Origin of the sequence: uncultured Maribacter sp., from assembly GCF_947500985.1 — a bacterium.
Taxonomy (GTDB): domain Bacteria; phylum Bacteroidota; class Bacteroidia; order Flavobacteriales; family Flavobacteriaceae; genus Maribacter.
Genome location: NZ_CANMTX010000001.1, coordinates 1 through 14,630, shown reverse-complemented (window position 1 = coordinate 14,630; position 14,630 = coordinate 1). Strand labels below are relative to the sequence as shown.

The following is a 14,630-nucleotide window of genomic DNA, read 5'->3' as shown; positions in this document are numbered from 1 at the left end:
AGCTAAGTGTTACCTATGATATCAATAATATAATTCAGTTATACCCTCAAAATATTTCTAAAAACTAGAAGTTAAAACCTACACTAAATACCAACCTATTACCATCACCACCATGATAGAAACCTAGATTTCCTGTTAAGGCGCTAAAACCAGATATCCAAACCGATCCTCCGAAATCATTATGCCATTTTGTAGAGTTATCATTATCTGACCATACGCGACCATAATCAAAACCAGCGCTTACGCCCAATTGCAGTGGTATAAAATTCGTTTTAAAGCGTGTTACACCAACCCTAAGATCTGTGCTTTGATAAAATACAGACTTACCGTTAAATCGTTCATTTCTATAAGCGCGTAAACTTGTATTACCACCTATTACGGCACCATGATAAAATTCATAGGTATCACCAATAATTGCTTCTCCGGCCAGTTTAGTAGCAATAACCGCAATACCACTTGGGTGCAATGGGTAGGTCAAAGCTATAGATGATTTAATATAGGCAAAACTGTTATCAAATCCGTTAATACTAGACTTATAACCTGCAGCAATATCAGCAGACATTGCACGACTAGGAAAAGCGGGATTATTTTGATTTTTATACCCATACCCTACTTCACCAGATACATATAATTGCTGTTCATACACATCGTTATCAGCAGCAAATGCTTGACCAACTAAACGTTCATCGTCATTAGACACATCAAAAGATTCTAATGTAGATCTTAAATAATAACTACTACTTTCACTCTTGTGAACCAGGTAAGGAGAAATCTTCCATTGTCTTATACGTACTCTATTAAAATCTCTATCCAAGTCTGAATCATATTCTGATTCATTACCCTCACCAAAATAATTTAAAGTATAATTAGGGCTTCCATATTTTGCATCGAACCCTAAATTCCAGTTATAGAATACATGTGCAAATTCTGCATTATAATCTATTGCAAATCCGTTTGTAGCAAAGAAATATTCTGCACCAATAGTATGTTGCGATTTAAATGGATTATTAGCCAAACCATAAGTAGTAAAACGGTCTTTAATTCCAATTCTAAAGCCCGTATCTCCATCAAAACCTATACTTGGAAAAACAATGTTCTCATTGTATTTTCTTTTCTGATAGTCATACGTATTAATGTCATAAGAATCTGTAAGCCATTCTTTTGACTTAGCATTTACAATGGTGTTATTCTTGCTCTTAAAATCATAAAGCTTCACTTTTTTTGTATTCTTAAAATCATAAGTATCGTTTTTCTTCCCTCCTATTATTTTAATATTTATCAAATCTTTTCCATCCCCATCTACGGTAAACGTGTCTTTACCATCTAAACCATATACCCAAATCTCTTTGGTTTGCTTTGCATTGTATGTTTTCTTATAAACTATAGTGTCTTTAGAAATAGATATATCAGTTTCGCCGTTCGGTTTTCTAGTAATTAAAAATTTATCATCGTCTTCAGTTCCAATAATGACTTCGAATTTATTCAAGTATTCGTAGTAAGATTTAGCAATAGTTTGTAAGCCATCTCTACGCGATTTTAAATTCTCTTTAATTTCATCGATACTACTGTCTTGGGCTTCTTTTGGTAAGGTACTGAAAGCCGCATCAATTTCTGAATCAGATAAATTTTCCTGAATAAAATCTACCTGCTTCTTCCAGTCAGTCCAGTTGGCTTTTTTCATAAAGGTTTTATCCATCGGATAACCAGAAAGATTAAACCATTTTACATTCTTTACATCAGCATCATAACTTTCCATTTTACGAAGTAAAGGAAAAGCAAATTTTAGCATGCCAATAATGGTTCCGTCATATTTAGGAAAAGCTTGATCCCAATCTCTTGGAATAGCTTCATATCTCTTTTTACCGTCTTCAGTTTTAAATTGTGCCCAACGCCATTGATCTTGGTGGCGATCCCAGTTACCAACCAGCATATCAAATAAACGAGCACGAATAAAACTTGGCTCATCTACATATGAATCTTTAGATTTCATCAACTCAAAACGTAAGTCTGTAGTACTAATAATATCATCTGGGCTACCAAAGGTTTCAAAGTCTTTGTTCTCACCACCTGCGTGTTCCTCGAACATAAATAGCGCATCGCCATAATCTTCATTGTAAATACCTAATCCTTTTTGTTTAGGTACGTAGTATATTTTTTGGTTTGAATGAAGCACGTCTAATGTCTCAGACAAGTCATTCATAGCAAACTGTGCATATGGATGTGCTGTGGTATAAAAATCCATCAAATAGCGTTCTGCAACCGTATTATCAAGGTAATCTTCAACATAATGATTATTGATCGCATTGGTCTGTAGAAAACGTAATGCGCTTTTACGCAATGCACGTAAGATATACTCATTCTCATTGTCATCGATAAACCGTAATGATCTTGATTGCGTACCACCACCTTCAGAAATTGGTCTTACATTATTGGGCAGCGCATCTATTTGTAATACCGGCGCTTCAATTTCTTTACTGTAAAGATTTCTATAGTGGTCGCCCCACATCCATTTATAGAATCCTTTTTTCTCAGTCTCTTCTTTCGTATAAATAGAAGCCTTTGCTGTAGTTGCATTTATTTTATTAGGGTAAGATACATCTTCTAAAGAAAGGCGCTCTCTTTTAATTTTTTGGGTAAAAGCAACTTCAGATGCTCCATTTTTAATTTCAACTAAATCAACCTCGGTACTACCATCTTTATAAACGGTTAACTTGGCATACCCATTCGCACTAGACTCAAAATGGTCTTCTTTTAGTGCTCTTGCCTTGTCTGTTTTGCCTACTGCACCACTAATAATCTGAGGAATACCATCATCTTCTAAATACTGTAAATTTCGGTCTTTACCGGAAACAAAAATGACATCGTTAAACTGACTTGCTATGGTTTCCAATCTACCTCGTAAATTTCTATTCTCTTTATTTTGATAGGACTGTGGAGTGAAGCCGCCCATTTTGTTTACCATAGAAATTCTGGTATTACTCATTACAGGCTGGTAAACTGCAACAATTACAGTTTTACCTTGGCTGTCTTTTAGGTCATCTTTAAACTCTGCAAAAAATTGATCTCTCGTCTTAATTTCACATTTTTGATTGATATAAGGATGATTATCCCAATCTTCTAAAAACCACTGAGAATCGACCATTTCTAAAACGACATCATCATTAATAGTTTCGCGCTCTAACGGGCAACCATCGTTGGGCCAAAACTTAGCTTTACTATTATCCTGTAAAAAAGATTCCAGATCATCAATACTTTGTGGCGCACCTTTTAACCATTCATTTTCTCCTGGCGTTAAAATAACATCACCATTAAAATCATCCCATAATTGCATTAAAGGCTTCAAATATGCTTTGGTTGCATCTTGATGTTTCTCTTTTGCAGAAAAGCCATCTTTGTTAACCACATTACCAATAAGTAACAAAGTTGAATTATTATCATTTTTAGAAGCAGTATTAATTTCGCTCAACACTTTCTTAGCTTCTTCTAATGAAACATTACCCATGTTTGAAGTAATGTAAAAAGAATGAGAAGCCTCTTTTTGCGAATTAGATTTTAGCTCATCTGCATTTTGCGAAAAAATAGTGTAGTGACCTACAAGAAACATTAAGAGTATGATTTTTGAACGCATGAAATTATATTTGTTTTTCTGATGGATGAAATTGTCGACTGCCTTTAATACCATATCAACTAAGTACTAATTATCGATTATGGTAAACCGTACACAGTTAAATAGAATTTGTACTAATTAAAACAATACCACATACGATAGAATATAAAATTACGTAAAAAGACAGCCCTAATTCAATACAAATACTTCACAAAAATAGGACCCTCATAAATAGCAAATTAACTCTATTGGGAATTTAAGTAACCATAAAAATAACCTATACTCATCCCCTATTATTTTGAGAAAAGGTTTGTGTATTTTTGATGCTTCAAATTGGTCAAAAATAAATTATAAAATACCTTTTAAGATTACGCTTCACTTATGCAAAATTTAAAAATTCATTATCACCCAGACATTTCGTCTTTAAATAATAAATCAATTTTTACAAGGCTTGCTACAAGGAGTATTGCCATACAAGGAAATTCTATTTTATTGCTTTATACAGAACGATATGAAGACTATAGCTTACCAGGTGGTGGTTTAGATGACGGCGAAGATAAAATAGAAGGTATGATTCGTGAACTGAGTGAAGAAACCGGAGCGATAGAGGTGAGAAATATTAAACCCTTTGGCATATATGAAGAATATAGACCATGGCACAAACCAGATTTTGATATTCAACACATGATTTCTTACTGTTACACCTGCGAAATTAATACAGAGCTTGGCGCATCTAAAATGGAACATTACGAAATTAAAAATGGCATGACCGCAAAATGGGTCAACATTTATGAAGCCATTGCTCACAACAAAAAAACAATGCTTGAAAGTGCCAAAAAAGGAATGTCTATAGAAAGAGAAACCTTTTTATTAGAACTGTTGGCTGAGCGTATGCTCTAAATAGGCAACCATATTCTTTATGCACAACATAAACTTGTAATTTCACTTTTAAAATGCGACTATAAATTAACGAATGAAAAATACCAAATTCTATACTGAGTTAAAAAAGTTGAATAAACCATTAGTAGATATTCTAGAAAAGGAATCTGACTTTTTAGATGTGCCCCAAACCTGGCATGTTGTCGTTGTAGATATTCAAAACTCTACACAAGCTGTCGTAGATGGTAATCATCATCAAGTAAACTTGACCGCTACGGGCAGCATTATTTCAGTATTGAACACCGTTCGTAAATTCAAACAAAATATAGAGATTCCGTATTTTTTTGGTGGTGACGGCGCTACCTTCTTACTGCCATCTACCCTACTTGACAAAGTAATTGCAGTATTAGACAATTATAGCATACATATTAAAAGAAAGACTAATTTGGTATTAAGAGTAGGTCATGTTTCGGTGAAAGACCTCATATCAAAACAATGTCGTCTTAAAATAGCAAAGCATCAACTTACAGAACGATTGACTATACCCATAATTCTTGGTAACGGATTACATAAGGCTGAAGAAATCATAAAATCAGACTTTAAAGAACTACGCATCTCAAGCTTCAATGAAAGCCTTTTGAACCTAGAGGGAATGGAATGTAGGTGGGAAGAAGTAAATCCTGATCAAAATCAAGCCAAAGTGGTTTGCTTGTTGTTAGATGCCGTCCAAGAAAAAGCACAACGAGAAGTATATAAAAAGATACTATCGAAAATGGATGAAATTTTCGGAACCTTTAACGATCGGCAACCCATAAAAAGCGAACGCCTAAAACTAGATGCCAGCTTGTACAAAATATGGGAAGAAATGAAGGTAAGCCTCGCGGATAAAAGTTGGTCGTACTTTTTAAAAAATTGGATCAAAACCAATATTGGTCGTGCATACTTTAGTCTTTCTAAAAGCGGCAAGCAGTATTTAAAGCAAATTGGTCAATTATCTCACTCATTTATGTTAGACGGTATGATCAATACCATTTTTACTGCAGATCAAAATAAAATAGATCGCTTTACTAGCTTTCTAGATGAATTAGAGGCAGAACATAAAATAATATATGGTATCCATGTAACGCACGCCTCAGTAATGTCATGCTATGTATTGGATATGAAAACCAGTCACTCCCATTTTGTGGACGGTACCGAAGGTGGGTACACTTCTGCCGCAAAAATGCTTAAAGTCAAGAAAAAAGCACTTACCAAGTAACTAATATCCCTACAACTACTTCAGCTTAATAGGCGTAAATTTTATACGGTCAATTTATGTAATATTAGAGCAAATCTAAATCTGTTCGTGTTATTACCTTGGTATCATTAGTATTAATTAAAAATATACAGATGATTACAGAAGATAAAAGTATAGATAAATCGAAGACTACAGGAGGTTTGCAAAACGATGTTCCTCAAAATAAAGGAATATCTCAAAACGAAAATTTAAATGAAACCTTAGATGAACCTGTAAATAATGGCGGAGTAGCAACGTCTAGCTACGATTTACATTAAGAAAAGCAATGGTTGTCGGTAAAAGATGAATATTTAGCGAATTTTCCAGAAACACAAGATGTAGACGATAACGGAGAGCTCGACGGTGTTGAAGCCTTAATAAGCACTATTGCAAAAAGAAGAAAGAAATCTGAACAAGAGATTCACGATGAAATAATGAATTGGACCGTAAATAAGTAAGCATGAAAAATATAATATACATTTTAGTAGCCGCATTGGTTATAAGTTGGGTATTAGGCTTTGTGGTATTTAAAGTTATGGGAGCCTTAGTTCACCTACTTCTATTATTGGCAGTAGTACTTTTAATTTACAATTGGTTAAGCAACAAGACAAGTACCTAAATAAAGACTTGCCGATTAAAACACTATAACTTTTTAATGCAGTTAGTAACAAGCACCACAACTTATTACTAGTTTTGCATTTTTAAATATATAGCATGATTTCAGTAGATAATTTAGCCGTAGAATTTAGTGGCACTACCCTATTCAGTGACGTTTCCTTTGTCATAAACCCAACCGATAAAATTGCCTTGATGGGTAAAAACGGAGCAGGTAAATCTACCATGATGAAGATTATTGCAGGTGAGCAAAAAGGTACACGTGGTAATGTTCGCGTACCAAAAGATGCTGTCATTGCTTATTTACCACAACACTTGTTAACCGAAGATAATTGTACTGTTTTTGAAGAAGCAGCCAAGGCATTTAAGCATGTATTTTCTATGCGTAATGAAATGGATAAGCTGAACAAAGAACTAGAAACCAGAACAGACTATGAAAGTGATGCTTACATGAGCATTATTGAAAAAGTATCTGATCTTGGTGAAAAATACTATGCACTAGACGAAGTTAATTATGATGCAGAAGTAGAAAAAGCGCTAAAGGGTTTAGGTTTTAGACAAGAAGATTTTACTAGACAAACCAATGAGTTTAGTGGTGGTTGGCGTATGCGTATAGAATTGGCTAAAATTCTATTACAAAAGCCGGATCTTATTCTCTTAGATGAGCCTACGAATCACATTGATATAGAATCGGTAATTTGGCTAGAAGATTTCTTGTTGAATAAAGCCAATGCTGTTATGGTGATTTCTCACGATAGGGCCTTTATCGACAACATTACCAACCGTACTATTGAAGTAACAATGGGGCGCATTTATGATTATAAAGCGAACTATTCTCACTATTTACAATTACGCGAAGACCGAAGATCCCATCAAATAAAAGCTTACCAAGAGCAGCAAAAGTTTATTGCCGATAACATGGCTTTCATAGAGCGATTCAAAGGCACTTATTCTAAAACGAATCAAGTGACATCGCGAGAGCGCATGTTAGAAAAGTTAGAGATTATTGAGATAGATGAGATAGATACATCATCTTTAAAATTACGCTTCCCTCCCGCTCCAAGATCAGGTGATTATCCTGTCACCGTAAAAGATGTTTCTAAATCTTATGATGAACATGTGGTTTTTAAAGATGCCAACATGTCTATTGCAAGAGGAGAAAAAGTCTCTTTCGTTGGTAGAAATGGAGAAGGAAAATCAACCATGATTAAAGCTATTCTTGAGGAAATTCCCGTAGCAGGTACTTGCCAACTAGGGCATAATGTTAAGGTAGGTTACTTTGCCCAAAACCAAGCTTCATTATTAGACCCAGATCTTACCATATTTCAAACGGTAGATGAAGTTGCTTTTGGCGATATACGTAACCAGATAAAAAATATTTTAGGTCGCTTTATGTTTAGCGGCGATGATATTGATAAAAAAGTAAGTATGCTATCTGGTGGAGAAAAAACCCGCTTGGCAATGGTAAAATTATTGTTAGAACCAGTAAATCTTTTAATATTAGATGAACCAACCAACCACTTAGATTTAAAGTCTAAAGATGTATTAAAAGAAGCCTTATCAACGTATGATGGTACATTGATATTAGTTTCTCACGACAGAGATTTTTTACAAGGTTTATCGCAAAAAGTATTTGAATTTAAAGAGCAACGTGTATTAGAACATTTTGAGACTATTGACGCTTTCTTAGAGCGAAACAGAATTAAGAGTATTGCCGAAATCAATTTAATGAAATAAAAAATTTCTTTTCTATTAATCTAAATAAAGAAGATAGTCGAATAATCATAAAAGAATGGCAAATATTTTCATATGTAAAATATTACTATTTCTATGTTCATCAATAGTATTAAACTATTAGTTCTAATACTACTATAATATTGGTTAATTATATATTTATATCTTTCACTTATTCCGACAAAAAAATAGCATATTCTTTCTACAAATTTTAAATAACGAATATTTAAAAAATTACAACTCATTATTTATTTAAAAATTAAAAGCGCTTAATAAAACCAAATCTGCAAATAAATTTAACATTTGCAGATGATTGTTGGTATCCTACAACTAAATACAGCGCTTTCACAACATTTTATTTTCACACACTTATAAATAATTATTTTTACTTTAATATTATTTTTCTTACAAATAATAAGGAATAATATTATGCATATAAACGTAAGTATTCTAAATAGATATAAGAGATGAAAATATTAAGGGAAACTAGACGAACTATAAAAGCTACAAAAAAGATAAATTTTCTCTGCACGACGCAAAATAATAATAACACAAGAATTCTTATAAAAAAGTTTCTTTTCAATCCTTTTATATGTCATTCCCAACATTAGATAATTATCTATATAAAAATCACTTAATCATTTCAAATTTAATTACCCCATATCGACACTTATTCCTATTTGGCATACACATATCCGTAATCTACACACATGAAATTATAATAGAGAATTTTTAGATTATTATTATTGATATGTAAATTTTTATGATTGAATTTTAAACTACTCATAACACACACCTATAAACCAATCCCCCTATTATGAAATATTACAAGAATCCTTTCCACATTTTTACTGTGAAAAAAATAGTATTTGGGGTATTATTTTTTAGTATATTATTTATACAAACTGCTCAGACCCAAGATACGGATGGTGATTCTGTAAATAATGATATTGATTTAGATGATGACAATGATGGCATACCAGACGAAATAGAGAACAAAGAATGTGCTCTTTTTTCAGAAGATTTTAATACGGGCTCATACCCAGGTGATGAATTACCTATAGGTTATACTACGTATAATTATAGAAGTGATATCGTTACTAATGCAAATTATCCAGATGCTTTAAATGATGGAGATTATACCATAGCAAATTTTGTAAATCAACCAGAAGGAAGCTGGCAACCAAATTTAGGAGATCATACTACTGGCTCCGGATATATGATGGTAGTAAATGCAAGTTATGGTGTGGGAGATTTTTACAATAGAACCGTAACTGTAACTCAAAATACCACATACAAATTTTCTGCTTGGCTAGTAAATGCCAATAGCGATGGCAATCAAACATATTGCGAAACACAACCGGATGGTTACATTTTACCAAACGTAAGGTATGAAATTAGAGATTTAGATAATGCTAATCTACTTATTGCTTCTTTTGATACAGGAGACATTGCGAGAACAGGTGAATGGATTAATTATAATTTCGAATTCAATACTGGTACTTCCACGAACCTAGAAGTTGCTTTAATAAATAATAATACAGGTGGTTGTGGTAACGACTTAGCTTTAGATGATATTTCATTAATACCTACCTCATTATCAGGTGGTGGTATTCCTTGTGATTTTGATGGTGATGGCATACCAAATTCAGAAGATTTAGATTCTGATAACGATGGTATTTATGATATTGTTGAAGCCGGTGGAGTTGATGTAAATAATGACGGACTTGTAGATAATACAGACGATTTAGATAATGATGGTTTAGTTGATATCTATGATAATAATTGTGAAAATACCTCTGGTGGCATCGTAAATGCTTCAGCTGCCAGTGTTTTATCGGGTTCAATTTCAAATGAAAACTATGCTACTGGCTTAACGGGTTTAACTGATGCTACGGCAGCCGTATCTAATAACGGTACACAATTACTATTGAATATGGGCACAGTAATTCCTTCTGGTAGCATCATAACCGTTTATATGGCTCACGCAACAGGCGGTAGTCAACAAGGTCAAATACATCAATCTAATGCTTCTGGAAATCCTATAGGGGGCGAAATATTAAACTATAGCGTAGATGGAAGTACGGTAACTGCTTATAACGTCACAACTAATGTTGACACACAATATTTTAGAATTACAACGTATTGGGCTGATGTTCAGATTTTTGGAATTGAAGTTAATGCTACCACAACAATCAACTGCTCTGGCAATAGCCTAACCCCACCAGAAACAACATCAGGAACACCCAACTTTTTAAATCAAGACTCTGATGGTGATGCCTGTTCAGATGTAAAAGAAGCAGGTTTTACAGATGCTGATGAAGATGGTGAAGTCGATGGCACCGGATATTCTACCTTAGGTGTAGTTGAAGGTAGTAACGGGTATACTGGTACAACCACTGCGGTTATAGATACTTCTAACTCTAGTGCTTGCGGAGGTCCTGCTGGTCCTGATTATGATGATGATGGCATTTTAAATGATGTTGATTTGGATAATGACAACGATGGTATTTTAGATGCCGATGAATTAGCATTATGTACACAAACAAGAGTTGAATGGGAACACAATGATTCTGAAATTCCAAATGCTTCAACTGTAGGAAGCACGAACCCAGGAGACTCTGATTATGCAACTTATGATAGACGTACCTTAATAAGTAGTTCAAATTTTACTTCGGCGGCGAATATTTCATTTGGCTCGCTAAATGAAACAGGCAGTCAGTATACTTATGTTTTTGACAATGCCAACCAGAGTAGTTTTGCTACTGCAAAATCAGCAAATCATTACGTAGAAATATCCTATACACCGGCTGTAGATTTATGGACACAAAATATTGCTATAGGTTTTTATTCTAGTAGCAGTGGTCCAGATACTACGTATGGTAATTTTGATATGGCGCTTGAAATGGATACCAATGCTAGTTTTAGCAGTCCAACAATTAAAGTCCAAGATTTACATGTAGATAGTATGATTCCAAATGATTATCTATCTTATAGTATTGCCTCTAATGATTATTTGTCTGCAGGTACCACGTACTATTTTAGATTTTACCTATACAATAACCAGAACGGAACAGGTAGTGTAAGATTTGATGATGTTGGTTTTGAACACGCATTGGCTTGTGATACCGATGGAGATGGAATTCCTAACATTTTTGATTTAGATTCTGATAATGACGGAATTTATGATGCTGTAGAAGCAGGTCATAATGTAACACAAACAGAAGGAGAAATTACAGGTAACGTAGGTCTTGACGGCGTACCAAATGCTGTGCAAGGTGGAGGAAACGAAGACGCAGGTACAGTTAATTATACCATTTCAGATTCAGAAATAGTACCAGATGATATTCCAGATTATTTAGACTTGGATAGTGATGGTGACGGGCTTCCAGATAATATAGAAGCACAAACAACAACTGGTTATGCAGCACCAATTGCTGATGATGCAATAACATATGAAACAAATAAAGGGGTAAACTCTGCATATTTAGGTGGAATAGTCCCTGAAAATACAGACGGCACAGACACTCCCGATTATTTAGATTTAGATTCTGATAACGAAGGTAATGATGATACTACTGAAGCTGGTTTAACATTAGCTAATGCCGATGTTGATAATGACGGAATTGATGATAACACTGATACAACAGCAGATTATTCAGACCCTAATGGTACTATAGATGACCCAACAGCATTACCAAATACGCAAAATTCGGGAACTACGGAAGTTGATTATCGAGAAGATCCTGCAGTCAACCCTTGCGGTACAGTAGATTCTGATAACGATGGTATTTTCGATGGTTGCGATTTAGATGATGACAATGATGGTATACTAGATACCGATGAATGCCCTTCAGTGATAGGCTCTGTTAATTCAGGTAATAATTCAACTCACATTACAGGTTTTTATGAAGCAAATGGGAACAATATATTAGGGTTTACTTTAAATCCGGAGTATGCCTCAATTGTACTTCCATCGACTTCAGGTATACAAATACGATGGGATCAAGGAACAACAGATGCAGTTACACTAATAGATCTTATTTTAGATGCACCAACTTCAGGAAAATTAGAGTCTGTTATTTTAGGAAATGGAGCAGAAGGTGTAACGCAAACAACTAAAAATGCTTATAAAGAAATTACGCTTACATGGAGTGGAGGTGGTTCAGCTATCTTAAATGACCCTTTAGATGAAGTTACGGGTCGAGTTACCGGAGATGTTCTATTTTCAGGTGATATTATTGAAATTAATAATGGGGTTGATTATTCTTTGGCAGATACAGAGTGGAGTATTGAAGTTGATATGTCTGGTGTTACAACTTTTCCAACTACAGTTTCGTTTTTTGCAGATTCAAGTATTGGTTCAAATTATAATAGAGAAGGTTTTGCATTTACACCCGTTATTAATTGTCCAGATACAGATGGGGATGGAATTCCAAATTCGTTAGACCTAGACTCGGATAATGACAGTTGTCCAGATGCTCTAGAAGGTGACCCAAATTTTAATTATTCAGATTTAGATACAGATACTTCATTAGGAGACACCGTTGATACCGAGAATATTAGTCCAACTTACGGTGTACCAACATCTGCGGGTGCAAGTACAGTTGGTAGTTCTGAAGATGTTGCAATACAAGCAGCGGAGTGTGACTCTTGCGATAGTGCAAGTACACTTTTTGTTGATAGCGATGGAGATACAATTGGAGATGGATGTGATGACGACGATGATAATGATGGTATATTAGATACCGAAGAAGATACCTGTACTGGTTACACTGTAGTTAGACCAAATGATTTAGGCTATACAGGTAATGAGGTAATTGCAAATGCTGTACATGATGTAAGTAATCTATTTGGATTAAGCACTGGGGCTGTAATACTAACGCTTACAGATGCCTACGTGAATGCCACAGGTAGTTCTTGGAACACTTCAGGATCAAACCCTGCATCATCGATTGAGATATCTGGTACAATACCATCAAGAGTAAGAATAGACCATGGTTCTGGACTCACTTCTGTGGGTAGTAAAGAAGGTATTCGTTCCAATGGAGAAAAGTTTAATTTTACAGGAGCTCTTAATACAGGTTTTAATTCTATAAATCAGGGTAATGAATATTATGTAGAAAGAGATGCCTCGTCAGTTGATAATAATGCAGGTACCGAAACATGGGAGTCCGACAGTTATACTTCATTTGTAGAATTTTTCACTTCAGATACAGCTAGTGTTGTTATTTTTAGAATGTGTCCAGCAACAGATACTGATGATGACGGTATTGCTGACCATTTAGATACAGATTCTGATAACGATGGTTGTCCAGATGCTTCTGAAGCAGGTCATGTTTATGATAGTGTTGAAGATGAGGTTGATGGTATAGGGTACGGTACAGATGGTCGTGTTACTGGTGCAACTACTTCGTATACAGGTACTAATACCGGGGTTACAACTGCTGCAGACACTAGTATTGATACTGCTCCAACAGATCAAGAAGAGCGGGTTGGAGATGATGCTACTTTTACTGTAGCAGCTTCTGCACTAGAAGCCTCTTCGTATACTTCTGGAACACCAACTTATGATGTTAATGCTGATTCTGGATTACAATACCAATGGCAAGTAAGTACAAATTCTGGAGCAACTTTTTCAGATATTCCAAGTGCTACTAATGCTAGTTTAACGGTCTCAAATGTTACCCTGATAATGGATGGTAATATTTATAAAGTAGTAGTTAATCATGATAATAATGCGTGTCCTGAAGAAGCTCAAGCTGTTCTTACTGTAATTAACAATATAGATGCAATAAATGACAATACCACACTTACTGCTGTAGAAGGTTTTACCGGGGTAACGGGTGTTTTAAACGTACTTGATAATGATGAATTAAATGGTGCAGTTTTAAACCCAGCAAGTGTTACTATTACTCCAGTTACCAACGGACCTTTAACCGTTAATGGTGATGGATCTGTAGATGTTGTGAGTAATACAGGTACTGGGTCTTATACTGTAAATTATCAAATTTGTGATGCTGCAAACTCAGCAAATTGTGATATTGCTATAGTAACTGTAAATGTTGGCGTTAATAGTTTACCGATTGCGCAAGATGATGAGGTTTCAGTTTCTCAAGATTCAAGCAATAACAGTATTGACGTATTAGCTAATAATGGTAATAGTCCTGATTCCTTTGATGGTGACGGTCCTAATTCCGGAGCAATTACACTCCCTAGTACTACAACTACCAATGGAGGTACGGTTTCAATAGATAATAATAGTACGCCATTAGACCCAACTGATGATACGGTATTATATACACCTGCGGCAAGTTATAGCGGATCTGATTCTTTTACATATACGATTACAGATGCAAATAATGATACAGATACCGCTACTGTAAATGTTACGGTTGTTCCAACACCAACTATCGCAATAAATGTAGTAGCCTTAGATGATATTATCAATGCTACAGAAGATGATAGTCCAGTGACTATCTCTGGTACCACAACCAATGTAGAAGACGGACAAATTGC

At 34.7% G+C, this 14,630-nt stretch carries 8 protein-coding genes; 7 read left to right on the top strand and 1 reads right to left on the bottom strand.

What is annotated here, in order from left to right; genetic code table 11:
• Window positions 1-64 precede the first annotated feature (64 nt).
• A complete protein-coding gene (locus tag Q0871_RS00040; RefSeq protein WP_299316757.1) occupies window positions 65-3,628 on the bottom strand; it encodes a metallophosphatase in 3,564 nt (1,187 codons plus the stop codon).
• Between the two features lie 360 nt (window positions 3,629-3,988).
• Between Q0871_RS00040 and Q0871_RS00035 the strand changes: the two genes are divergently transcribed.
• From Q0871_RS00035 to Q0871_RS00005, 7 genes are all read left to right on the top strand, one after another.
• Window positions 3,989-4,507: an NUDIX hydrolase gene (locus tag Q0871_RS00035; protein ID WP_299316755.1), complete on the top strand. Its 519-nt coding sequence runs from the start codon at window positions 3,989-3,991 to the stop codon at window positions 4,505-4,507.
• 73 nt (window positions 4,508-4,580) lie between these two features.
• The gene (locus Q0871_RS00030) at window positions 4,581-5,744 is read left to right on the top strand and encodes a DUF3095 family protein (RefSeq protein WP_299316753.1); all 1,164 of its coding nucleotides are present in this window, start codon (window positions 4,581-4,583) and stop codon (window positions 5,742-5,744) included.
• Window positions 5,745-5,875: 131 nt separating this feature from the next.
• A complete protein-coding gene (locus Q0871_RS00025) occupies window positions 5,876-6,040 on the top strand; it encodes a hypothetical protein (RefSeq protein WP_299316750.1) in 165 nt (54 codons plus the stop codon).
• 12 nt (window positions 6,041-6,052) lie between these two features.
• The gene (locus Q0871_RS00020; protein WP_299316748.1) at window positions 6,053-6,220 is read left to right on the top strand and encodes a hypothetical protein; all 168 of its coding nucleotides are present in this window, start codon (window positions 6,053-6,055) and stop codon (window positions 6,218-6,220) included.
• Window positions 6,221-6,222: 2 nt separating this feature from the next.
• Window positions 6,223-6,381, top strand: coding sequence for a lmo0937 family membrane protein (locus tag Q0871_RS00015; protein ID WP_276493172.1), 159 nt, complete (start codon window positions 6,223-6,225; stop codon window positions 6,379-6,381).
• Between the two features lie 95 nt (window positions 6,382-6,476).
• Entirely contained in the window at window positions 6,477-8,114 is a 1,638-nt protein-coding gene (locus Q0871_RS00010) for an ABC-F family ATP-binding cassette domain-containing protein (RefSeq protein ID WP_299316744.1), read from the top strand.
• Window positions 8,115-8,964: 850 nt separating this feature from the next.
• Window positions 8,965-14,630: Ig-like domain-containing protein (locus tag Q0871_RS00005; RefSeq protein ID WP_299316742.1), on the top strand; the 5,666-nt coding region annotated here is incomplete at its 3' end.